Below are 21755 nucleotides of genomic sequence, written 5' to 3'. Positions count from 1 at the left end.
AAATGGAGCAGAGCTGAGAGCTCACAGCTAGCCGCCCCACGAGTGTTCCTTTGTTCGCCCGTACCTGCGGCACGATTGCCAAAAAGTGGCTGCGGCGGAAGCCAGGGGAATTCTGACCTGTACAGTTGTGCCGACACCATGAGCACTCTTGATGATGAGCATTCCGTTCAGCGTCGAGACCATCTGAGAACATGCGGTCAGGCCAAGGCCAGTATGATTCCCGGCTCGCGTTGAAAAGAAGGGAGTAGTTGCTTTTGCAACGATTGCAGGTGGCATGCCTGAGCCCTCGTCGGCCACTTCAAGCACGAGGTAAGTGCGCGGGAAAAAGGGGCGCCGCTTGACTGTCGCGGAGATGAGAACTCGGGCGTTTTTGGCGCTCGACGAAGCGGCCAGCGCGTTTTCTATCAGCTCATTCACCACCAACCGTAACGGCGTCGCCGGGACGGGTAGCAAGCGCGCTTTGGAATCGACCGAGACTTGCACCAAACTGCCGCGATCCTGCGTAAGATCCTCGAGCAGTCGGCCGAGCGACATAGTGCTGGAATCTTGTGGTGCATAGGCGATCTGAAGCACACTGTTGGTGATCGATTCCAGTTCGGTCGCAGCACTGCGCGCAGCCTCAAGCATTTCGCCGCTCGGCTGCTTGTCTGGTTGTGCGTGCTCAAGGAACAGCCTCAAGGCTGTAACCCGCGATCGGGTCATATGCGCAAAGAGCGAAGCGAACGAGCGCATATGCTGGTCACGGCGATTGGCTAAAGCATAACGCTGATGGATAACGAGATAGAAGGTAGCACCCAGGCCAAGTGCGATGGCGAAGATGAACCAGTTGCGCGAGGCCGCAATGTCGATGCTGGCGGTCTGCTGCAAGGTGGCGCTGTGATCAACGGTAGAGCTGGAAATCTCGTAAATTGACTGTTCCAGCTTGGCCATCTCGGCAATGGCTTGGGTGTAGTTTCTACGCGCTGACACAAGAGGTGCAATTCTCTGTTCGAGGGTCAGGCGAATCCGGCCCAGGAGTTCGGCGTCATGGTCGGGAAAAAACCGGTTCAGATAGGGCAGGTTTTCCAACTGCGCGACGTTGACGCTCACCAGCGCCATTTGTCGATCGATGTCCGCATCAAGCTTGCCCGTCTCGTCGGCGATGCGAAGATAGCCATAGACTCGCAAAAGACGCTCGCGAATCTGTGCCGCACGCCACTGAATCTCGAAGGTCTGATTGAGGATGGCATCAGTCTCCTGACGATAGCGGTTCGATTGGATGAACGTCCACGCACTCAGGCCAAGCGCCGCAGCCATACCGAGATACGGCAGAACAGTGAACAAACGGCCGTTGAAGAACTTCATTGCGTGGCGCGCAGGATGACTGGGAAAAATACCCAGATCGAGTTTCTTGCGGGAACGTAGGAGGCGGGCAGCTGGTCGAAGGGCCAAACGATGAAGATGGGGCCTTTCTCTACCATGCTGATCGGGCGGAAATCCTGACCCGGCAGGCAATGTGAACCGGCCTTGTCGTTCTCGTTGCAACGACGCTCGATCGCCAAGATCGGATTATAGGACCGGATTTCGTCCATATGAATATCGGAAACGAAGTTGTCATAGGCGACAACTTTCACCTCCTGCGCGGCGGTGATTCCGGCCTTGGCAAGCACATTTGCAAGCAGTGGCCCACGATATTCTATTTTCTCGTTGTTGCTCGTCCAGGGCGTACGCGTGTCATAGGTCTGTTGCGGAAACTCTGCCCGCAGCTGCTTTACCGAAAAGATGGCGACGGTCTTGCCGCTGGCGTCTTGAACCGACACTTCGTTGGGATCGAGGGGAATTTCCTCGGCGGCGCTGGCGAGCGGAAGGGACAGGGCAAACATGACGGCGAGAGCATTACGCAACATCTTCCACATCCTCGTATTCGCGGGGTCCATCGTTCTTGGCGAAGAGCACGCAAGGTCCTCGGGAGCCCCGCGGATCGTAGGCAAATCCCTTTTCTGCTAGGGCAAGCGTGATGTTGCGGACGCCGTCAAGGCCATAGAGATGATCGTGCAGCTCAAGAAAAATGCGCTCGACGCCGGGCAGCTCGGCATCCTGCAGAAGTTCTTTCTCAGCACCTTCAATGTCCATGACGAGGGCGTTTATTTGATGATCGGTGATGAAACGATCGACGTCGGCCGAGACGATCGAAAGTTCGCGCTCATATGGTCCTTGGTCTTTGTCCGTGGAAGACATCCAAAGGTCCCGGCGAACGTAGAAGGTGAAGGACCGCGGCGGGCCTGCTGTGAGGATACCCTGGGAATATGTGACATTGTCGAGATCGTTGGCCGCTATCACGCGCTTCGCTAGTTCCGCTGTTGCGGGATTTGCTTCAAAAGCCCACACCTGAACGCCGGGGATTTTCGCAATCAGTGCGGTGATGATGCCGATACCGGACCCTAGCTCCAGTACGCGATCGCGCGCCTTGACTGCCCTGAAAATCCACTTCGCTTCCTTCGCCTCATAGCTCTGGCTTTGAAGCGCTCGCCAGATGACCGGCGAGACATCCTGCGGTTCCACGGGAACCTTGATCCCATGTACGGTTAGAGAAGCCATCGCGATCACAGCCCCTGTGGTAGCGGATGACCTTGCCTCATGAGTTTGGCCCGGGCCTGCTTGTAGTACCTTTCGGCAGAGCCGGCATCGATGCCCAGCCGCTCTGACATGAGGGCGAAAATCTCTTTCCGTTTCACGCCAGGCGCGCGGCGGGCCATCATGTCGATGATTTCATGCTCGCGAGGCGTCAGAACGGAAAAGCGATAGTCGGGCCTTGTCATGGCGACTCGCGAAAGGCGCAGGGAGAAGCCCTTGGATGAAATGTCCTCGAGCACGTCGCTGAAAACGCCGGGCGCAAGGCCGGTTTTGCCGAGATAAGCTGCGGCGCCGATCTGCTGGAAGCCTTCGGCCTCGGTTCGATTGTCAGAGCCGGTGACGACGATATGGATGGCGCTCGCAGAGGCTTCCATGATTTTGTCGACGACAGAAACCCGAGCAGTTTCTGACGTGGGATCAAATCCGGGCAAGCCGGGATCAATTACGATGAGATCAAATTGGATGTTTTGAAGCTCTCTGGTCGCAATCTCCAAGGTTTCGGCACCTACAACGATGCAGTCATGGAAGCTTGCTTGCACTTCGTTCATTAATGCCAGACGCATAAGCGTCTGGTCTTCAACCACCAGGGCACGAAACATTAGAAGCCAATCCTTCTACGCAGGCATCCCCGCCCGGTCTTAGAATCGTCGCTTCAAAATAGGGATGATGCCATCCCTATTTTTCCTTACCTCCCGAGGTATCAGTATGTGACCAATGTACGCCAGGAGGAGGACGATGGCTATTCAACTGGTCTGCAGCAACGGACAAATGGAACCGGCTGAAGGTGTCGCGAATCTTATTGCGGCACATCGTCAGAGCCTGGCCATGCTCGAATATCTCGGCAGGCGATTGATGGAAGCTGAAGGGGCGGACGCGGCCTTGCTGGGTCAGAGGATGGACGCGGTTATGGCGCAAGAGGCCGCGGCACGAAGGAGAGCCGCCATCGCTCCAGTAGCCACTGTCGCGGATATGAAAATGAAGGCAGCTTATTTCCAACGGTTGATGGGTCATGGCTGGTGCGAAATTGACGTTGACGATTTGCAGGCGGTGCTCGGTTCTTTCACGAAACTGCAATCCTAAGAGAAGAGTGCCGAAAGCCATGCTGTGATGGCGTGCCAGGCGGCATAAACTCCCGCGGGGACCAAGATAATAGCGATGAATGCGACGGCATCGCCAATTGAGCGGTCGGTGCGTCCTTGCACCGGATATCCATGGTAATGGTTGTGGGCGTCGTCATCGCGGCTCATCATTATCTCTCCGATATGCGTTTCAGCAGCATTTGTACTGGGTGCTGAAACGTTGTGTTCCACAATCCTCTGCGCTTCGACTTCGCATCCAATTCGGCAACTAGGTAATTGCCGTTGACTGCCTTGCCTTTTACTGTCGTCGCCGCAAAAGCATATCCCGTCGAGATGAGGGCCGTTCCGACGTCGATTGTTTCGCCGTTCAACTGCGCTCCGCATATGACAAAAGCCGCCTCGTCGAGCGCGTAGCCGATTGGCTGGCAGGTGATTGCCGTGCCGTCAAACAGCGCGGCCAAGTGCGCCAGCGATGCGTTGCCGCAATCAATTTTCCTGCCGCCGGCCTCCTCTGCGATTGTCCCTCGTAAACACGATTGGACCCCATAGAGATGGAACAGGCGGTCTCCATCGCGCCATGTGTCGCCGGTTAGCAGTTGAGCCGACTTCGATACTTGGAACGGAGTCGGTTCGGTGGAAGCATTGCTCTCCTGTGCGTGAGCCGATGCGGATAGTGCAACGGCAATGGCTGCGAGGCTGAACCTTCTCATTTTTGGAACTGCTCGCCCAGTTCGCCCGAATGTTCCAGATCGGGGCGCAGAGATTTGCCATCCTTGTTACCAATCGCCGCCATGTCGAAAAAGACCATTTCGTCATCATCATAGGCGACCGTGTACGGATCGTTTGCATCGCCTGCACCGACGAGGGAGAAGCACGACACGGCGTCGGGTTCATCCTTCTTGCTTTGCAAAACAAGCGTCTTGCAAAGAACGACAGATGCACGGTGGTTGTAGATCCGCTCTTCGTAATCTTGCGCGGCTTTCGTGCAGTCCCATTCTTCGGCTTTATATGTGATTTTTGGCTTTGGGCACGCTGTGAGGCCGCGCAGCCGATACGTCGCGCCGTTGATAACGCGCTCAGTAGCCGACTTCACCCTCACCGGCATCTTCAAGGCGGTAACGTCACGCCGATAAAGCGCGCCCTTGGCGTCGTAGCGCTCATAGACAAAGACCTTCTCGCCAGGCTTCGAGAACTGAAGCAAGTAGTCCTTCGATGGCTCATCGAAGGCATTCGGGGCGCTCGCGGCGGCTGCGAAACCCACGGTGCTTTGGAGCAGCAAGGCGACGAATATGGCTGTCTGTTTCATCGGATTTCCGTTCTCGTCACGCTTATCGATTGACACTTTACTAGGGCAGAGTGTAGCCATAGTAAAGTGTCAAATTGTGGCAAGCCAATGATTCGACCTCTCCTGACAATATCGCTTTGCGGTGCCATAGCGCCTTTCACGGCGCTGGCTCAGGACATGGCATCAGAGCGCGTTGCCGTCGCCTTTGCAACGCCGGCGAAAGCTGTGGCGGCAACCGGTATAGATCGCTCCGGAGCTTGTGAGGGTGGCAACCGTGCACAGATCGCGAGCCTTGTGCGCTCAATAGCGGCTGAACAAGGATTTGACGCCGATCTGGCCGAAGCAATTGCATGGGCCGAAAGCGATCTTGGTGCCAACCAGGGTCCGTCAAAAGCCGGGGCCTTGGGAACCATGCAGCTGATGCCAGGAACGGCCTCCGATCTCGGCGTGACAAACCCCTGCGATACACGGGCAAATGTCCGGGCTGGTATCCGGTATCTGAAGTCACTGTACGACCAGTTCAAAGATCCGCTGCTGATGCTCGCGGCCTACAACGCCGGGGCCAACAACGTCTACAAGGCGAAGGGCATTCCGGTGAATCCGGAGACGGCAGAATACATCGTGAAAATATTGAACCGCTGGAAGTTCGGCGGTGTCGTCAAAAAATCCACCCTACCCAAATTGGAAACGCTCGCGGCCGCTCCGCCAGCGAGCGAGGACACTTGGCAGGATGGTCATGTCATGGATTTCGGCAACTGAAAGGAGCCAAGGGTGGAATACAGGAAAGCGGGTAAATTCGCCCTGAAGCTGGCCTTGGCCTCGGCGGTCGGAATAGCTCTCGCGCCGGCCACTGCGTATGCCCAGTCGGCGGCGCCAGTCGAAAATGTGATGGAGTGGTTTGTCGGCGTTCTGCAAGGCAACATAGCGCGCTCATTTGCCATCATCGCGGTCTGTTTTTTTGGCTTCGTCGCGATGACGGGCCGGCTGGCGTGGATGACGGCGTTTTCCATCATCATCGGCATCGCTCTGATCTTCGGCGCCGCCCAACTGGTCGATTCTGTTCGCGCGACGGCGGGAGGCAGCTGAGACATGGACGACGAGGAGGTCTATGTCGAGCCGGTCAGCCTGCCACTGACACGCCCGCCGATGAAATGGGGGGTGCGCTATGAGGTTTTTGCACTAAACGGCATCCTGGCGGTGATCGGCTTTATCGCCACGAGCAGCTTCATGCTCGGCCTTGGCGTGTTCGGCGTGGTGCATCTGGTCAGCGCATATCTGTGCCAGCGCGACCCGTACATGTTTCATGTTTTCGAGCGGCACATCTCCAAACGGGGAGCGGTGGCGAACCTTACTTTCTGGGGCGCGAGGAGCTATTCGCCATGAGCCTCGATGCCGACCTGAAATTTGGCCGTGAGCGGCGGCGTGAAAAGCCCGCGGCGATGCACATCCCCTATCTTCGCCATGTCGATGACAATCTGATCGTGACGAAGAGCGGCTTTCTCGTCGGCGTCATCCAGCTCAGTGGCCTGCCGTTCCAGACGATGGACCAAGCCGAGTTGAACGGCCGAATGTTCAACCGCAACACCACGTTCCGCAATCTCTCGACCTCTCGATTTGCGGTCTACACAACGATCATCCGCCGCCACGTGACGCCCGAGATCGAAGGCGACTTTGACAATCCTTTCGTGGCCGAGCTCGACGCCCGCTACATGGATCAGCTTGGGGCGAAAAACCTTTTCGTCAACGAGGCGTATCTGGCGGTCATACGCCGACCGATGGTCGGCCGCGTCGGCTGGGTGGACAAGGCGCTCAACGCATTCCGCATCACTACCGCAGGCGAAGAAACCCGCGAAGAGGCGATAGCCGAACTGCATGACGTTCTCGACGGCGTCGCCAAGGATTTTACCGCTTATGGTGCGCGTCTTCTCGGTGTCGTGAAGCGCCGCAATAGCTTCTTTTCCGAGCCTGCGGAATTTTTGGCGAAGATCCTCGCGGGCGGCGTCGACGTGGAAATGCCTTTGCCGCGCATGAGCCTTGGCGATGTGCTGGCGACGCGGCAGCTGTTTTTCGGAAAGTCCGCGCTGGAACTTCGCGGGCCGGACGCTGGCAAGCTCGGCGCCATGGTGTCAATCAAGGAATACCCTCCGTTCACCGCTCCCGGCTCATTGGACGGTCTCTTGCGCCTGCCACATGAGTTCGTCCTGACGCAGAGTTTTGCGATCGAAGACCGTGTCACGGCGATGCGCAGGATCCACACGATCGCCAACCAGGTTGAGGGATCGGACGAGGCGGGCACGACGGTCGAGGAGTCCGTTCATGATGGCGCCGACAAGCTGGCCGGTGGCGAAGTCGTCTTCGGACAACATCACATGAGCGTCATGGCCTTGGCACCGGTCATGAGTGGGCTCAACCGCGCGCTATCAGACATTACGGCCGAGCTTTCGCGCATGTCGATCGTGCCGGTTCGCGAGACACTGAACACGGAACTCGCCTTCTGGGCGCAATTGCCGGGAAATTTCAGCTACATCGCGCGACGCGCTTTGATCTCGTCCCTTAACTTCGCAGGCCTTTTCTCAGGACATAATTTCCCGTCCGGCCAACGTGAGCGGCTTCATTGGAAACGCCCCATCGCTTTGCTCGAAACGACCAGCCAGACGGCCTACTATTTCAATTTCCACGTTCACGATGTCGGGCACTTCACGGTGTTCGGCCCGACCGGCTCGGGCAAGACCGTGGTGCTGTCGTTCCTGATGGCGCAGGCCATGCGCATCATGCCGCGGCCGCGATGTGTATATTTCGACTATATGCGCGGTGCTGAAATTTTCGTTCGAGCGCTCGGCGGTCGCTACGAGGTGATGGAACCTTCCCAGCCGACAGGGTTCGCGCCATTGCAGCTCGAGGACACGGCAGAAAACCGTTCTTTCCTGGAAGATTTGCTCATCTACATTTTGACGCCGGAAGGTGGCGCGCTGGACGTGGCGGAGATGCGCGTCATCAACGCCGCCGTCGACATGATCTACAAGATTCCGCGCGAACAGCGGACCTTCGACCTGCTGCCGGAAGTGCTGCGGGGCTCGCTCACGCCTGGTATGAATGATCTGGCCGCGCGGATACAACCCTGGCTCGACCCGAAGGACAAGGGCTGGCTTTTCAACAATCCCGTCGATCTGGTGGATTTCTCGAAACCCGTTGTCGGGTTCGACATGACTAAGATCCTGGGCGACCAAAAGCTGCGCTCGGCGGCGTTGCTCTACATCTTCCACCGTCTTGAGGACGTCATCAACGGCTCGCCGATCATGCTTTTCCTCGATGAAGGCTGGAAGCTGTTGGACGACGAGGTTTTCGCCGCCTTCATCAACGAGACGCTGAAGACCATTCGTCGCCGCAACGGCGTCGTCGGCTTTGGCACGCAGACAGCGGAAGACGTCGTCAATTCCTCGATCTCGTCGTCGCTGATCGAGCAAACGAAGACCAACATTTTCTTCCCCAACCCAAAGGCGAGCAAGGAGTCCTACATGGAGCGCTTCTCGCTGACGGCGAAGGAATTCGAGTTCGTGCGCCGAACGGCGAAGGAAACACGGACCTTCCTCGTCAAGCACGACAGCGACTCGATCGTCGCCAAGCTCGATTTGTCGGCGATGCCCGATCTCGTCAAGGTCTTGTCCTCGAACGAAGCCAACAGCAAGGAATGCGCACGGCTCCGGCAGATTTTCGGCGAGGAGCCGGAGGCGTGGCTGCCATACTTCTGCGGATGGGAGAACGAGCATGACGAAGCGGCTTAGCGGCGCTTGTCTGGCGGTGGCTCTTGCGACGGCGGGAAGCATGAGCGTGGCTGTCGCTCAGATCGCGGTGATCGACGGGCAGAACCTCGACAAGCGGCAAGAGGACGAACAGCACAGCAAGAAGTCGGATGAGGCGAAGAGGGGCGAAACCGACAAGAAAAAAAGCGTCGTCTGCACCTATTCGAACAAATATCGCTCACACATGTTTCGCCGGTCGCCGGCCGAAGCGTTGCAGCGCGACGCGGGCAACGTGAAGATGATCCGCTATTATGCGCAAAAGTACGGCGTGCCCGAAGGCCTGGCGCTCTCCGTCGCCTATCAGGAATCGCGCTTCGACACCTGCGCCGGGAGCCATACCGGCGTCAAAGGCGTCATGCAGCTGACCAAGGGCACCGGGAAGTCCATGGGACTGGACCGCGACGTGAACGAGCAGAACGTCGAAGGCGGTGTCAAATATCTCGGAATGGGCGTGAAGCAATGCGGGGCAACGAATTATAGCTGTCTCGCTTCCTTCTACAACGGATCGAACGCTGGCGAGCAAAACCAGTGGGCCGGCGGGGTCGGCCGCTGGAACAACTACTTCAACGAATATGTGTCGAGCGGCAAGGCTCCGGCCGCCGCGCCGCCACCCTTCTCGATCGTAACGGCCGACGGCGCAGGCGGCACAGCCCAGGACGCGGCCATGGGCACGGTCAGGAAGGCGGCTGGCGGGCTTGATGCAAGCTCATCGCAGATGGGCGCCAACGATGCGGCGATCGACGCGGTAGCTGGCACCGTTGGCCAGGTGACGGAATACAAAGACGCTTGGGAGCTGAACTCGTCGGCTCGTGGGATCAACGCCGATGTCACCAACCAGTACCTCGCCCAGGCGGGGGACTTCACGGCGTTGCTGGCCCAACTTCTGTCGTTGCAGAACGTTCAGGCATCGCAGTCGTCCAAACTGGTGCAACGGCCAAAGAGCGGCTCTGCAAACCCGTTCTCTTGTGATCCCGCGGAATTTGAACGGTTGAAGATCGATCGCGGCCGGTGGCTACCATGCGCACCTGAGAACGCAGGGGCAAGCTCAGCCGACAGCCGCTCGATGATCATCACCCCCGACCCTGCTGGCGCTGCCAGCGTGATCGATTCCTTGCAACAATAGGAGGCTGACATGAAGAAATTCGCGATTGCGGCCAGTCTGGCGCTTTGGGCAAGCACGGCCTTCGCACAGATTGCCGTTATCGATGGCGCTAATCTCGATGTAGCCCGCAAGAATGCGGAAAACACCAACTCCATCATGGCCTCGAATAAGGATATCCTAAAAAAGAGCGAAGAGATCCTGCAGGCTCTCAGCGGCAGTCGTGACGGTTCGCTTGGAATCGGACAGATGGGCCTCGGCGGCAATATGTCGATTGCCCAGGCTCCGTCGTTCGGATCGATCCTGAACGGCGGCGCGCTCTCGCTTGGCGGCCTGTCCCCCGAAATCCAGAAAATCGCCGGCGCTGTGATCAACGGGCTTCAGCTGGTGAAGCAGCTCCAGCAGATCGCCGGCAAAGAGACGAGCGCCGTCAACTCAGCCTACGGCGGCAGCGTCAACGTGGCCTCGCTGCTAAGCGCGTTGACTTCGCAGGCCTCGCAGGGCGTCACCCAGCGCGAACAGTCACTGCAGTCCGCGAGCGGGCAGATCGGCAAGTCGGAGGACGTCAAGGGTTCGGTAGACCAGAACACGCGAATGCAGCTCGAAAACGCGCGCGCGGTCAACGAATTGATCGGCGTCCAGAACGGTGCGGTCGCGGCATTGAATGAGAAGCTGAAGACAGACCTTCTTCGTCAGAGCCAGGTCCAGAAGATGATGACACCTCGAAACGTCAATCCGTTCGCGAATTTTGGCAAGAGCGGAGGCTAGCACTTGTCGAGGCTGGTGTTGCGCACATGCGTTGTGATCGGGCTCAGCGCAGGGCTTTTCGGATGCGCAAATCGCGAACTGAAAGCGCCGTGCGGGCGTTTGGCGTATGCGCACGCCGACGAATGCGGCGCGCTGAAGCCGGTCAATTCAACGCCGTTCGCCAGCATCATTGACGAGGATCCATGAACGGTCTCGCCGAAAGCATTCTCGGTGGCATTGACAACATCGGTGAGGACTTCGTCCGCACCGTCTATATGCAGTTGGGCAATGCGATGGGCAACGTCTTCACCCTGATGCTGACCCTCTATATCGTGTGGTGGGGCTATTCGATCCTGAGCGGGCGTGAGTCGATTTCGCCAATCGAAGCGGCCTATCGCCTCGGCCGCGCCGTCATCATCTATCTGCTGCTAACGGGATGGGGCACATTTTCCGCGACGATCTATCAGCTCGCGCAAAGCATTCCAGACGAGGTCGGCAAGGTGATCGTCGGCGCCGTGTCGCGGGCCACCGGCAACCAGCTCAGCGACCAGGCGGCAATTCCAGCGCTTATCGACAATCTCTACCAGGGGGCGCAGGACGTCGCCAATCAGGTCTACAGCGGATCCTTCTATGACATTTTTGGTGCGCTCTTGTCGCTGCTCGTTCTGCTGTCTGCCATCATCTTCGCAGCGCTTGCCATTGCCGCGATCATCGCCGCCAAAGTGATGTTGTTCATCACGCTCGCCTTGGCGCCGATATGGATCGTTCTTTGGCTTTACCGATGGTCCTCGCGCATGAGCGAAGGCTTCCTTTCGCTCACCACCTTTCTGATGATCCAGCAAGTCCTGATTTACGGCTTTCTCGGTTTCTACTTCTCGCTGGTCAATGCGGCGCTGAACACCGCCACGTCCGGCGGAGCGACCATGGATAGCAAAATGTCGCTGGTGCTGCCGCTGGTGCTGGTGACGATCATCGGGATCTACGTTCTCATGCAGATACCGTCGATTGCTTCGATCCTGAATGGCGGCGGCTATCTCAGCACCGTGGGAGCCCGGTACTCATATGGGACGTTCGGCAGGAATGCCGTGCGCTATTCCGGCGCGCGCTGGGCCGCCGGCCGTGCCGCTCGCGGCGCCCGGCAGCTCGCGGCAAACAGTTTTCGAGCTTCGCGAGCAGCGAGGGCGGACGACGCAACCCGGTCCGCTATCCAGCAAGGTGCGCGGGATAACTCCAGGCCTCTGGCCTAGAACACCAGAACGATCGCGGTGCTGGATCAGGATGCGGCGGGCAAACGAGGCAATAATAAAGTGGCAATTCCAGTGGAAACGGTTGCTGACAGCAGCAGCGAACTCGTCGACAAGCGCTATTACAGGGCGGGCGCGACCTGGGAAGACGACACGCACAGGTCAATGCGTCGATCGCGTACATTGGCATGGATCGTCAGTGGCGTTTCTGGACTGGTGGCGGTGTTGTCGCTGCTGGCGCTCGTGCTGATTCTGCCGCTCCGGCAGTTCGAACCGTATGTTGTGGAGGTCGACAAATCGACGGGCTACCTCGAGATCATGCGCGCGCTCAAGCCTGGAGATTTGTCCCAGAACGAAGCCGTCACGGCGGCCAATCTGGTACGCTACATCAGGGCCCGCGAAACCTACGATTCGCGTGAACTGAAACAGAATTACGACTTGGCGCAACTCTACTCCACCGACACGGCGTCCAAGGATTTGACATGGCTGTACACGCCTGCGAATCCTCAGTCGCTGGACAAGATCTATGGCCGCAATGCCACGATCTCGGTCGAGATCAAGTCGGTATCCCTGCTCAACCGCAACACAGCATCGGTGCGCTTCGCCACGACGACGCGGCGGGACAATTCTTCGACCGCCGACAATTGGGTCGCGGTGATAAAATTCCGCTACACCTCGACGCCGCTGAAGAACGAATGGCGCTTCGACAACCCGCTGGGATTTCAGGTTACGGATTATCGCCGCGACCAGGAATCGGCGCCGGCCGCAGGGAGCCTGCAATGAAATGGCGCGCGGGCCTCGCACTGTCGGCCGCCCTGCTGCTCGGCACGATCCACGCCGCGGCGGCACGCGACGGCCGGATCCGATATGTCACCTTCAATAACGACGACGTGACGTCGGTGCGCGCCGCTCTTGGCATTTCCACGATGGTCGAGCTCAGTCCGACCGAAGTCATCGAAACCGTGTCGGCTGGCGACACGAAAGGCTGGTCGATCGTCCCCAAACGCGGATCGCGGTTTCTGTTCGTCAAGCCGCTGGAGCCCGATGCGTGGACCAACGTCAACGTGGTCACCAACCGGCGCGTCTATTCCCTGCTGCTGCAGGCGACTGACAATAGCCGTGACCGGGCATCCTTCCAGGTCCGGTTCAAATACCCGGACGAGGATATCAACGCGCGCCTGCTCTCACAGGCCAAGGAGAGCGCCGCCGATCCGGATTTGAAGGACCTGAACTATGCCGATCTCAATTACGACTACGCCTACAAGGGCGACGACAGCCTGAAGCCGCGCACCGTATTCGACGACGGCACCAAGGTGTTTCTGGAGTTCAAGGGCGACATTCCGGCGATCTTCGTTGTCGACGACAAGCGGCATGAGTCGCTGGTCAACGTTCGTACGCAGGGCAAATACACAATCATCGACAAGGTCGCGCGGCAATTCACCTTGCGGGCCGATGGCAAGACGCTCTGCCTCTACAACCGGGCGCGACCCAACCCTATCGACCCGGTCGAGCAGATCTACGGTCCAACGAAACTGACAGGCGGTTCCACCCTGTTCGGATCCAGCGGAGGGCGGTGATGACCCAGATCGATTATAACCAACTGGACGGCAGCCCGACAGTCGCGCGCCGTGGTGCGGGCGTGGGTACCAGGATCGCCCTGGTCGGCCTCGGCGTAGTGCTGGTAGGCGCGCTGATATGGCTGAACTGGCCCCGGGAGCCGGTATCGCGCGATCTTCGCAGCGATGGCGAGGAAAACTTCAATCCGCCAGAGTTCCGCCCGCCGGCGTTGAACGACCCGCCGCAACCTGCCGACGGCACGATCGACCAGATCGTGGTGCCGCCACCAGCTGACGGCCAAAAGGGCACGCAACAAGCCGATAATGTCGACCAGACCGTGCAGGAGGGCGCGGACCTTGACGCGCAGCGGCGGGCGCTGGAGGCGCAAATGGCGGCGGAGGAGGCTCGCCGCAAGGCCGAGGAGGAAGAAGCCCGCCGCAAGGCCGCGGCTGAGGACGAGGCTCGCCTTAAGGCTGAGGCCGCCGAGCGTGAAAAAGCGGTATGGGCACGCCTGCGGTCGAACCAGATGGTGACGAATGATCAAACCGGCTCGACGGATGCCGGCGCCCCGGCGGCACAGGTCGAAATCGCGCCGGACGGTCAGATCATTGCGGTCCCCGGCGCCGACAGTGATCCCAACAAGGCATTCCTGGCGCAGTCTGAGGCAAGTTCTTCCGGCATTGTCAAAGCCAGGGTCTTCCGCCGCACCGATGCGTTGATCCCAGAGGGAACGATCATTCGCGGCTATTTGGAAACCGCGATCAACACCGACCTTCCCGGTGCCGTGCGCGCTGTCGTGCGCGAGGATGTCTTCTCGCTCGACGGCAGGCGGATCCTCATTCCGAAGGGCTCGCGGCTGACCGGGGAATACCGCTCGGGGCTTGCGCGCGGTCAGAAGCGTGTTTTCATCGTCTGGAACAGGGTCATCCGCTCGGACGGCATTTCCGTCGATATCAAGTCGCCTGGGGCGGACGCGCTCGGCCGCGGTGGCATGGGCGGCCGTGTCGATACGCACTGGCTTGAACGCTACGGCAACGCCATCATGCTTTCCGTCGTTGGCGGCGTCTCTGAATATCTGTCCTCGCTTGGAGATCGCAGCCAGGATGGACAACAGCGCCAGGTGTCGACGATCGATCCCGTAACCGGCGAGACCACCACCGTAACTTATGGTGGCAATGGCTCGCAGCGCGACGTGCGCAGCATCGCGTTTGACAAGTCATCGACCGCCTTGCAACAACTTGCGCAAGAGGCGTTTCGCGACACGCAGAACATTGGCCCGACAGTCTACGTCGACCAGGGCACATCGATTGTCGTGCTGGTACGGCGAGATCTCGATTTCTCGGACTTGTACGCCGATCCCGTCCAGGAAGAACTGGCGCGCCTGAAGGCAGGTGCGCGGCCGAAGACGGCGATCGATCCGACGCCTCTCTACGGTACGCCGAAGGATCATTTCTATTCCGGCTATGGGAGCCCGGTGAAATGAATGCCGTGCTTCCCCTCCCCGACCCTTGGGCGAGAGCCCCGGTCCTGCGCGCTCATCTGGAACCGATATGGTCCTATTTGAACGAAGATTCGGTTTCCGAGATTGCGATCAACAGGCCGGGTGAATTGTTCATCGAACGCCTCGGCGCGAAGGAAATGGAGCACGTCGTCAAGCGCGAGGTCACACCTAGCTGGATTCGTAACATCTCGACCGGCGTCGCCTCGGCGACAAATCAGGTCATCAACGAAGAAAAGCCGGTCCTGTCGGCTGCTCTGCCTTCGGGTGAGCGCATCCAATGCATCTTGCCGCCCGCGGCTCCCGAAGGCGGGGCGATTTCGATTCGCAAGCAGGTCATCATGGATATGAGCCTTGCTGCCTACAACGATCTCGGCGCATTCGAGAACACGGCAATGGGTAGCGGCCTTGCGCTTTCAACCGAAGAAAAGCGACTTGTCGAGATGTTGCACGACACGTCGCCGATGGACTTCCTGCAATACGCGGTCCGCAACCGCGTCTCGATCGTCGTTTCTGGCGGTACATCCACCGGCAAGACGACGTTTTTGAATGCGCTCTTGAAGGAGATCCCTGCCCATGAACGGATCATCACGATCGAAGATACCCGCGAATTGAGGCTGCCTGCTCCCAACAACGTCACCCTGATAGCCTCGAAGGGCGACCAGGGCCTTGCCAAGGTCTCCGCGCAACAACTGCTCGAGGCCTCGCTTCGCATGCGGCCGGACCGTTTGCTGTTGGGCGAGTTGCGCGGCGCTGAAACCTTCGCGTTCCTCCAGGCGATCAACACCGGCCATCCGGGTTCGCTCACGACCGTTCATGCGAATTCCGCCCGGTCCGCCTACGAGCGGCTGGCGCTGATGGTCATGCAGGGCAGCTCGGGCCTCTCACGAGGCGAAATCCTCGACTACCTGCGCGAAGTCATTCCGGTGGTCGTCCAGATGATCCGCACCGAAGGCGGACGGCGCGGCATCAGCGAGATCAAGTTCACCAAGGCGGAGACGATCTAGCGGGGCCCATCCATGCAGAAAATCGCAACAGCAATTTTCATGATGCTTATGGCGATGGCCTTGGGCGCACTGCTCTTCACGGTCGCCTATGCCGCGACAGATTGGTATCGGACTGGCTCCCACGTCCTGTTCGACCAGCTGAACGCCAATGCTTTGCCGGTTGTTCGTTTGGCCTGGGCTGACGTGACCGCGAGAAATTTTGACCGGGTGCAATACGCCATTGCGACGGGAGGTTTAGGGTTTCTCTTGCCACTGGTCGGCCTGTTTCTCATGCGCCCCAGAAAGCGCAATGACTCTCGCTTCATGACTATGAGCGACGTATCGAAAACCGGCTTGACCAAAATTGGCGGCGTGTTCGTCGGTCGAGCCGGCGGCAGGCTGGCCGAAATTTTGTCGCCCGGCCGCGATCAGCGCTCCGGCAAGATCCGTTTGATCCAGCGCAAGCTGATTGGCGGCAAGAAATTGTGGATTGATGGCGATGATGTTGGCGGCTTTGTGATAGGGCCGCCGCGCTCCGGCAAAGGCACGTCTCTCATTATCCCGAACGCCCTGACCTGGCCGCATTCGTTCGTGGTTCTCGACCTGCGTGGCGAGACCTATGCGGCCACCGCCGGCTACCGTTCAACCATGAGCCGCGTGGTGCGTTTCGCGCCGGCTGATCCGGACGGCAATACCGCATGCTACAATCCGATGGACTTCATCTCGCTGGATTCGGCGCAGCGCGACATCGACCTTCGCAACATCGCTGCAGCGCTGTTTCCGCGCCCCCCTTCGAACGCGGATCCCTACTGGGTTAACGACGCCCGCCTCCTTTTTACCGGCATCGCGTCCTTCGTCATGGAATCGCCTGCGATCCCGAACGAGAAGAAGACCTTCGCCACAATCCTCGAGATCATGAACGGTGCCGAGCAGCCGCTCCTGGAGTTCATCGGCTCGCTGCGCGAGGAACGCCGCCGCGAATGCTCGCATTTCACGCTGCAAACCCTGCTGCCATATTTTGAGATGTCTGAGCGGCAGTTTTCCGGGATATATGCCGGCGTACGCACCGGCATGGCCCCTTTTCTCAACGAGCGCCTGATGCGAGCTACGTCGCGCAGCACGTTCGATATTCGCAGGCTGAAGCGCGACCGGATCTCTCTTTATCTCGACGTGCGGCGCGAGCAGATCACCTCCCTTGGACCGTTGTTCAACGTCCTGATTACGCAGTTGATGAACTTCATGTCGGAAACTATGCCGCGTGCCGACGAGCATCCGGTGCTTGTGCTGCTCGACGAGTTCCAGAACCTCGGCAAGCTCGAGAACGTGACCGAAATGGCGAGCGTGCTCGGCGGCAACGGTGTTTCGATGTGGTTCTTCGTACAGTCGCTGAAGGCTGTAGACGAGATCTATCGCCAGGAGGGGCGCAAGACACTTATCAACGCGGCTCGCGTGCAGATCTTTTTCGGTGCGCAGGACGCTGACGATCTGCGCTACATTTCCGAGCAGCTCGGCGAAACGTCGGACGTTCAAAAGGACGTGACGCGAACCAAGGCAACCTTGTTCGACACTTATTACACGCGCTCCGAGCACCGCAAGCAAGTGCGGCGGCCTCTTATGCGGCCGGATGAAATCCGCACGCTCGACAAGAACAAGGTCATCATATTGCCGCGCGGCGAACTGCCAATTCTCGGCACGCGCAATTTCTATTTCGCCGACGGCCGGCTCGCCAAACGCGCGTTCATGCCCCTGCCCGCCTCTACCGACGCTTCGCGCACGAAAAGCCCTGCATTGGACGCTTCTGAGGCGGTTCCATCTCATGCGCTCCCGACGATTGTGCCGACAGCACCTGCGTACCGCTCGGGCCTCGTGCAGACGCGCCTGCGGCGCGGCGCGACATTTGCAGCAAAAGCTGACCGTATGGCTCTGCCGCGGGGCCGGCGCGCAATCGTAAAAGAACGGCCGAAAGCAACCGACGCTGCGGTCGTACCAGCTTATACCGCCATAGATTTTTCCGCGTTGGCGGCTAAAGCGGTCACGACAAGGATAGCACCCGATAAAGAAGCGGCGGTGGCGGCGATCCTGAACAATGTGCGCTCTCTCCGGGCCCACGCATCCGACAAAGAAGCTTTCGACCGAAACTTGAGCGTCGTCGAAGACACCTTGCCCGATGTAGTCGACGGGTAGGAACTGCTGCGCCCTGCTCGTGTCAGATAGAAGAGCGGCAACGTCATGCCTCAGGCCTTCTGTATCAGCCGCCAGTTGCCGGGCGGTGCCGCTTGAGCACTCCAGTCAATCGCCGCGTAGAATCTTTGCTTCGCGCGCGACCGCGACGAAAGCCCTGCGGGCGGCGGGTGGATGAAGCTCACCTCGTATAACCTTCAGACAGGCGTCCATAGCTGCCCTGTGCTTCTCCGTCTGACGACCACCAAGATCCCGCAGCAGGATGGAGGCCGCATCATTAACATCGAACACGGTGCGTTCTGTATAGCGGCCAATCTGAATCACAACTGGCCTCTCAAATCTTACCAAGCCGGTCATCTACCCTCACCCTTGAAACTCTATCAACAACAGCCTGCGATCACCGGCGGAAGAAAAATCGCGTCGGTTGATCCCGCTTGCGGGTTGCCCCGGTCGGCCGCTCAATCGAAAGTTTAGTAAGAGGTGGGTTTCCACCCATGTTCAATTCGAGCAGACGTTGGTCCAATTCCTTGTCCGCCGCTGTGAGGCGATGGTTAAGGCGCAGATAGTCCATCCAGGTCGGCGTGCGGAAGGTTTCTGTCCAAAGCGAGGAATCCTGAAGATCGCGCTGGAGGTTCCAGTGCCTGGCGCCGACGCGGCTTTGCACCCGCCGTCGTTCCTGCCTCTGATCGAGGAAAGCTTCGACGTTTGCCTCCGGTATTGAGTACTCGATCTTGACGATCGGGCCGCTTCTCGGCTTCAGGTCGAGAGCGAGTTGCGGTGTCTCGAAGCCAAAAGGATCCTGATCAGAGTCTTGCCATTGACGGATCGGCAACAGGAACCCGGTGGCCGCGACCATCAGTTGCGCAGCAGCTGAAATCTCCAGGGCTGAGGCAAGCGAATAGTTCTCAGCCACCGTACCCCACAGCCAACTGCCGGCCGCGATACCACCCGACGAAAGGGCATAATAGATCGAGAGCGTGCGACCAACGACCCACCTTGGGCTTGCCAATTGAACGCTTACGTCGAGCCCCGTCCAGGTGACCACCCATCCCGCGCCGCCGAGCGCCAGCGCAATAGCAGCCACTGCCACTGAAGACGTGAGAGCAAGAGATAAACAACACGCCGCGCAAGCAATGCATGCCAGTATTGTCAGTCGCTCCTGGGAGAGCGACCGTCTCAAAACATTGTTGCAGATGCCGACGCACAAGGCGCCGGTCCCGAAGCCAGCCATCAGGATGCCATAAACGATCGGTCCTCCGCCTAATTGATCGCGAGCAACGACAGGCAGGAGCGCGAGTATGGAGATGCTGGTCAGGCCAAAAAGCGCGCCACGCGCGATTGCCGCCTTGATCTCCGCCGATAGTGCGGTGAAGCGCGCTCCGTCATGGATGGCCGTGGTCAATGGCTCCCGCGGGAGGGGGGACGAGCGAACATCCCATTTGCGGCGCCCTATGGTCCACAGCAGCGCTAGATAGGTCAGCGTCGCCACAGCGAAAGCTGTCAAAGGTCCAAAGGAGGCAACGACAATGCCACCAATCGCCGGACCGACGCTTCGAACAGCGTTATATCCAACCGAGATGAGCGTAACCGCGGCTGGAACTTCGCGTTTTCGTAAGATGTCGCCGACCGACGCGTGCCAAGCGGGATCGGTGAAAGCGGCGCCCGCTCCGGCCAAACAGCTGAATGCAAGAACCATCCATGGATTGAAAATTCCCAAGCCTGCAAGAACCGTCAGCATCGCCGAGGACAGCGCTATCACGGACCAGCCAGCGAACATCAGATTGCGGCGGCTGAAATTATCAGCCAGGGCTCCGGCGATGATCGACAGGACGAATGTAGGCAACGTCGTCGAAGCCTGCACCAAGGCGACCATCACGTCGGAAGTCGAAATGGTCGCCATCAGCCAACTGATGGCGACAGTTTGAATTAGCCAGCCAAAGCTGGACACCTGCGTAGCAAGCCAGATCGATCGGAAAGTTGCATTCTCGAGCGGCGCAAATGTCGCCGACGAAGCTGGAGTCGCATCTGCGGGCGCCACCCTGCTCATTGGGTTGAGCCCTCCCCTCGGTCTATCGGTCGCGTTTAGAGGTGCCCTCCCGGCGCAGGTGCCCGTGGAGGAATAGCAGCATGAGCGCATTTGCTAGGGATAGCGCAAGACAATTCTTCACCGCCGGCGCTCTGGCCGAAGCGATTACTTGGTCTGGAAGAAAAGGCGGATGCAGCCTGACCGCAAATCGGGCATCGCACCGAGTTAGGAATTGCCGCCTTCGGGAAGGAGACCTTCATTCCGCGCGGGAAACGATGCCCATGGAAAGCCTGGGACGACGGCGCCGATTTCTATCAGAGAGCTGGCCCGCAGCGGATTCAACGAAGCCGGGCCACACCTACCTAGCCGCCTTGATGCACGGCGACTAAGCTTTTGACGGCCTGAAGCGACATTGTGGTCGCCGTTGCGGTGCTTTTCCACGCGCCTCGTCAGGCGCCGGGATTGCTCCGTCGTGATGGCAGGCGGGGGTTTGCAGGTTGCGGTCGACGGGTTCGTTTCGGGGCGTCTGCCCCCATCGTTATGTCGCGAGTTGGGGGATGCGATCGAGGACGATGCGCAGGATGCGCTGGTCGGGGCACGATGTCGGCACGTGCAGGCGGATTTGCGATTTCATCTCGACCACCCGCGCAGCGATTTTGATGAGGCGCAATCGCAGCGTGTCGAATTGGGCGACGGCAAAGCTCGAGCGCCTCGGCATCGCGGCCCGCAAGCCCCACATCAACCAGGAAGCACCGGCATGCAGGAATAGCCGGAACTGGTTGGCCGTCGCTCTGGTGCAGGATGTGCGGTCGGCGGCAAGATGCGTCTTCCACGACTTGATGTGGTTCTCGGCCGCGCCGCGCCGGCAGTAGACATCCTCGTAGAGCGCCTTGGCCTTGCCACCGGAAGGTTGGTGACGACGAAGCGGATATCGCCACCTTGGGCGCCGACCTCGACCCGCGCGATGATGCGCTCGACGCGGCTCCAACTAGCGGCGCCGTCAACGAACTCCTTGAACCTGCGGACCTTGCCTGTCTTGGCCGACGCTTCGAAGCGCGCCGTCGTGCTGGCCTCCAGATCCGCGACATGCTTGCGCAGGGTCGTGGTGGGCGCGAGGCCAAAGATGAAGTCGACGTCGTTGGCGCGGCACCAGTCGATGACCTGCGGGTTGCAATAATGGCTATCGCCGCGGAGCAGGATTCGAATGTTCGGCCAGTTGATCCGGATCGCCCGCACCAGACGGCGCAGGTGGGGGCGGATCTCAGCCCCACTCGGCCGCTTGGCCGGTCGCAGGGTCGCGCTGACGAACCGTCCCGCACCATCGAACACGACGATTGGCTGGAAGCCGTACTCGTCATGGTGGGCATTGAACAGGCGAAGCTGTTGGCCTCCGTGCACAGCGTCGAAGGTGTCGTCAATGTCGAGTACGATCCGCTTCGGCACCTGCCGGAACGAGGCGCAATAGAGATCGACCATCGCCCGTCCCATCGCGACCAGCTCCCGCACGCCGGGTAGGTTCTCCAGCCGGCACAGCGTCGATTGCGACGCCAGATCCCGACCCGACGGCAGCGCATCCTGGGCCATCTTGAAGACCGGATCGCGGCGCAGCCGGTTGGCGTCGTTGCCGTCCTCGTAGCCGG

General features: G+C 59.4%; 23 protein-coding genes and 1 pseudogene. 13 read left to right on the top strand and 11 right to left on the bottom strand.

The window, feature by feature from the left end; translation table 11 throughout:
* Positions 1–27: 27 nt before the first annotated feature.
* Genes NKI72_RS29115 through NKI72_RS29100 form a run of 4 tightly spaced genes read right to left on the bottom strand, consistent with a single transcriptional unit; the run spans position 28 to position 3212 of the window.
* Positions 28–1344 (bottom strand): sensor histidine kinase, encoded by a 1317-nt coding sequence (locus NKI72_RS29115; protein WP_352774505.1) that lies wholly within the window; start codon positions 1342–1344, stop codon positions 28–30.
* Positions 1341–1895 (bottom strand): putative pterin-binding protein, encoded by a 555-nt coding sequence (locus NKI72_RS29110; protein WP_352707219.1) that lies wholly within the window; start codon positions 1893–1895, stop codon positions 1341–1343. Before NKI72_RS29110 ends, NKI72_RS29115 begins: the two co-directional genes overlap by 4 nt.
* On the bottom strand, positions 1876–2577 hold the full coding sequence (locus NKI72_RS29105) for an FkbM family methyltransferase (protein WP_352707217.1): 702 nt from the start codon (positions 2575–2577) through the stop codon (positions 1876–1878). Before NKI72_RS29105 ends, NKI72_RS29110 begins: the two co-directional genes overlap by 20 nt.
* A 5-nt stretch (positions 2578–2582) precedes the next feature.
* Positions 2583–3212 (bottom strand): DNA-binding response regulator, encoded by a 630-nt coding sequence (locus NKI72_RS29100; protein WP_352707215.1) that lies wholly within the window; start codon positions 3210–3212, stop codon positions 2583–2585.
* Between the two features lie 136 nt (positions 3213–3348).
* Here NKI72_RS29100 and NKI72_RS29095 point away from each other — a divergent pair, with 136 nt between their 5' ends.
* On the top strand, positions 3349–3693 hold the full coding sequence (locus NKI72_RS29095; protein WP_352468892.1) for a hypothetical protein: 345 nt from the start codon (positions 3349–3351) through the stop codon (positions 3691–3693).
* Here the strand turns inward: NKI72_RS29095 and NKI72_RS29090 are convergent.
* From NKI72_RS29090 to NKI72_RS29080, 3 genes are read right to left on the bottom strand one after another with little or no spacing between them, the layout of a single operon-like run.
* Positions 3690–3860, bottom strand: a complete 171-nt coding sequence (locus NKI72_RS29090; RefSeq protein ID WP_352707212.1) for a hypothetical protein — start codon at positions 3858–3860, stop codon at positions 3690–3692. The genes NKI72_RS29095 and NKI72_RS29090 overlap by 4 nt on opposite strands.
* 2 nt (positions 3861–3862) lie before the next feature.
* On the bottom strand, positions 3863–4402 hold the full coding sequence (locus NKI72_RS29085) for a thermonuclease family protein (RefSeq protein WP_352707210.1): 540 nt from the start codon (positions 4400–4402) through the stop codon (positions 3863–3865).
* The gene (locus tag NKI72_RS29080) at positions 4399–4998 is read right to left on the bottom strand and encodes a hypothetical protein (protein ID WP_352774508.1); all 600 of its coding nucleotides are present in this window, start codon (positions 4996–4998) and stop codon (positions 4399–4401) included. Before NKI72_RS29080 ends, NKI72_RS29085 begins: the two co-directional genes overlap by 4 nt.
* A 156-nt stretch (positions 4999–5154) precedes the next feature.
* On the opposite strand from NKI72_RS29080, the gene NKI72_RS29075 reads away from it, so the two are divergent.
* From NKI72_RS29075 to NKI72_RS29050, 6 genes are read left to right on the top strand one after another with little or no spacing between them, the layout of a single operon-like run.
* Entirely contained in the window at positions 5155–5736 is a 582-nt protein-coding gene (locus tag NKI72_RS29075) for a lytic transglycosylase domain-containing protein (RefSeq protein ID WP_352851521.1), read from the top strand.
* A 12-nt stretch (positions 5737–5748) separates the two neighbouring features.
* Positions 5749–6063, top strand: coding sequence for a TrbC/VirB2 family type IV secretion system protein (locus tag NKI72_RS29070; RefSeq protein WP_352707203.1), 315 nt, complete (start codon positions 5749–5751; stop codon positions 6061–6063).
* A gap of 3 nt (positions 6064–6066) precedes the next feature.
* Positions 6067–6360, top strand: a complete 294-nt coding sequence (locus tag NKI72_RS29065; protein WP_352707200.1) for a VirB3 family type IV secretion system protein — start codon at positions 6067–6069, stop codon at positions 6358–6360.
* On the top strand, positions 6357–8759 hold the full coding sequence (locus NKI72_RS29060) for a VirB4 family type IV secretion/conjugal transfer ATPase (RefSeq protein ID WP_352851520.1): 2403 nt from the start codon (positions 6357–6359) through the stop codon (positions 8757–8759). The genes NKI72_RS29065 and NKI72_RS29060 overlap by 4 nt, the downstream gene beginning before the upstream one ends.
* Positions 8743–9900 carry a transglycosylase SLT domain-containing protein gene (locus NKI72_RS29055; RefSeq protein WP_352784760.1) on the top strand — a complete coding sequence of 386 codons (1158 nt, stop codon included), beginning with the start codon at positions 8743–8745 and terminating at the stop codon, positions 9898–9900. Before NKI72_RS29060 ends, NKI72_RS29055 begins: the two co-directional genes overlap by 17 nt.
* A 9-nt stretch (positions 9901–9909) precedes the next feature.
* A complete protein-coding gene (locus NKI72_RS29050; protein ID WP_352851519.1) occupies positions 9910–10644 on the top strand; it encodes a type IV secretion system protein in 735 nt (244 codons plus the stop codon).
* Here NKI72_RS29050 and NKI72_RS29045 read toward each other — a convergent pair.
* Positions 10641–10814, bottom strand: coding sequence for a hypothetical protein (locus NKI72_RS29045; protein WP_352707189.1), 174 nt, complete (start codon positions 10812–10814; stop codon positions 10641–10643). The genes NKI72_RS29050 and NKI72_RS29045 overlap by 4 nt on opposite strands.
* Positions 10815–10826: 12 nt before the next feature.
* Here NKI72_RS29045 and NKI72_RS29040 point away from each other — a divergent pair, with 12 nt between their 5' ends.
* The 6 genes from NKI72_RS29040 to NKI72_RS29015 are packed head-to-tail and all read left to right on the top strand — an operon-like array spanning position 10827 to position 18092.
* Positions 10827–11870, top strand: a complete 1044-nt coding sequence (locus tag NKI72_RS29040) for a TrbL/VirB6 family protein (protein WP_352707187.1) — start codon at positions 10827–10829, stop codon at positions 11868–11870.
* 18 nt (positions 11871–11888) lie between these two features.
* Positions 11889–12650, top strand: coding sequence for a VirB8 family type IV secretion system protein (locus NKI72_RS29035; protein WP_352707185.1), 762 nt, complete (start codon positions 11889–11891; stop codon positions 12648–12650).
* Positions 12647–13444, top strand: coding sequence for a TrbG/VirB9 family P-type conjugative transfer protein (locus tag NKI72_RS29030; RefSeq protein WP_352707183.1), 798 nt, complete (start codon positions 12647–12649; stop codon positions 13442–13444). The genes NKI72_RS29035 and NKI72_RS29030 overlap by 4 nt, the downstream gene beginning before the upstream one ends.
* A complete protein-coding gene (gene virB10, locus NKI72_RS29025; protein WP_352851517.1) occupies positions 13444–14907 on the top strand; it encodes a type IV secretion system protein VirB10 in 1464 nt (487 codons plus the stop codon). The genes NKI72_RS29030 and virB10 overlap by 1 nt, the downstream gene beginning before the upstream one ends.
* Entirely contained in the window at positions 14904–15929 is a 1026-nt protein-coding gene (virB11, locus tag NKI72_RS29020; protein WP_352851515.1) for a P-type DNA transfer ATPase VirB11, read from the top strand. Before virB10 ends, virB11 begins: the two co-directional genes overlap by 4 nt.
* A gap of 12 nt (positions 15930–15941) precedes the next feature.
* Entirely contained in the window at positions 15942–18092 is a 2151-nt protein-coding gene (locus NKI72_RS29015) for a type IV secretory system conjugative DNA transfer family protein (protein ID WP_352851513.1), read from the top strand.
* Between the two features lie 105 nt (positions 18093–18197).
* Here the strand turns inward: NKI72_RS29015 and NKI72_RS29010 are convergent, their stop codons facing one another.
* The 3 genes and pseudogenes from NKI72_RS29010 to NKI72_RS29000 form a co-directional block, all read right to left on the bottom strand.
* Positions 18198–18446, bottom strand: coding sequence for a DUF982 domain-containing protein (locus NKI72_RS29010; protein WP_352468908.1), 249 nt, complete (start codon positions 18444–18446; stop codon positions 18198–18200).
* Positions 18447–18486: 40 nt separating this feature from the next.
* Positions 18487–20136 (bottom strand): MFS transporter, encoded by a 1650-nt coding sequence (locus NKI72_RS29005; protein WP_352851512.1) that lies wholly within the window; start codon positions 20134–20136, stop codon positions 18487–18489.
* 517 nt (positions 20137–20653) lie between these two features.
* Positions 20654–21755: pseudogene (locus NKI72_RS29000) on the bottom strand (IS1380 family transposase); the annotation flags it as partial.

The organism is Mesorhizobium sp. M0437, from assembly GCF_040321335.1.
GTDB lineage: Bacteria > Pseudomonadota > Alphaproteobacteria > Rhizobiales > Rhizobiaceae > Mesorhizobium.
Note: the sequence above shows the minus strand (reverse complement) of the source record. Positions and strands in the feature narration are given on the sequence as shown.

Coding starts and splice junctions, on each gene's coding strand:
- NKI72_RS29115 (WP_352774505.1), bottom strand. CDS start 1,344: ATGAAGTTCTTCAACGGCCGTTTGTTCACTGTTCTGCCGTATCTCGGT.
- NKI72_RS29110 (WP_352707219.1), bottom strand. CDS start 1,895: ATGTGGAAGATGTTGCGTAATGCTCTCGCCGTCATGTTTGCCCTGTCC.
- NKI72_RS29105 (WP_352707217.1), bottom strand. CDS start 2,577: ATGGCTTCTCTAACCGTACATGGGATCAAGGTTCCCGTGGAACCGCAG.
- NKI72_RS29100 (WP_352707215.1), bottom strand. CDS start 3,212: ATGTTTCGTGCCCTGGTGGTTGAAGACCAGACGCTTATGCGTCTGGCA.
- NKI72_RS29095 (WP_352468892.1), top strand. CDS start 3,349: ATGGCTATTCAACTGGTCTGCAGCAACGGACAAATGGAACCGGCTGAA.
- NKI72_RS29090 (WP_352707212.1), bottom strand. CDS start 3,860: ATGAGCCGCGATGACGACGCCCACAACCATTACCATGGATATCCGGTG.
- NKI72_RS29085 (WP_352707210.1), bottom strand. CDS start 4,402: ATGAGAAGGTTCAGCCTCGCAGCCATTGCCGTTGCACTATCCGCATCG.
- NKI72_RS29080 (WP_352774508.1), bottom strand. CDS start 4,998: ATGAAACAGACAGCCATATTCGTCGCCTTGCTGCTCCAAAGCACCGTG.
- NKI72_RS29075 (WP_352851521.1), top strand. CDS start 5,155: ATGGCATCAGAGCGCGTTGCCGTCGCCTTTGCAACGCCGGCGAAAGCT.
- NKI72_RS29065 (WP_352707200.1), top strand. CDS start 6,067: ATGGACGACGAGGAGGTCTATGTCGAGCCGGTCAGCCTGCCACTGACA.
- NKI72_RS29060 (WP_352851520.1), top strand. CDS start 6,357: ATGAGCCTCGATGCCGACCTGAAATTTGGCCGTGAGCGGCGGCGTGAA.
- NKI72_RS29055 (WP_352784760.1), top strand. CDS start 8,743: ATGACGAAGCGGCTTAGCGGCGCTTGTCTGGCGGTGGCTCTTGCGACG.
- NKI72_RS29050 (WP_352851519.1), top strand. CDS start 9,910: ATGAAGAAATTCGCGATTGCGGCCAGTCTGGCGCTTTGGGCAAGCACG.
- NKI72_RS29045 (WP_352707189.1), bottom strand. CDS start 10,814: ATGATGCTGGCGAACGGCGTTGAATTGACCGGCTTCAGCGCGCCGCAT.
- NKI72_RS29040 (WP_352707187.1), top strand. CDS start 10,827: ATGAACGGTCTCGCCGAAAGCATTCTCGGTGGCATTGACAACATCGGT.
- NKI72_RS29030 (WP_352707183.1), top strand. CDS start 12,647: ATGAAATGGCGCGCGGGCCTCGCACTGTCGGCCGCCCTGCTGCTCGGC.
- virB10 (WP_352851517.1), top strand. CDS start 13,444: ATGACCCAGATCGATTATAACCAACTGGACGGCAGCCCGACAGTCGCG.
- virB11 (WP_352851515.1), top strand. CDS start 14,904: ATGAATGCCGTGCTTCCCCTCCCCGACCCTTGGGCGAGAGCCCCGGTC.
- NKI72_RS29015 (WP_352851513.1), top strand. CDS start 15,942: ATGCAGAAAATCGCAACAGCAATTTTCATGATGCTTATGGCGATGGCC.
- NKI72_RS29010 (WP_352468908.1), bottom strand. CDS start 18,446: ATGACCGGCTTGGTAAGATTTGAGAGGCCAGTTGTGATTCAGATTGGC.
- NKI72_RS29005 (WP_352851512.1), bottom strand. CDS start 20,136: ATGAGCAGGGTGGCGCCCGCAGATGCGACTCCAGCTTCGTCGGCGACA.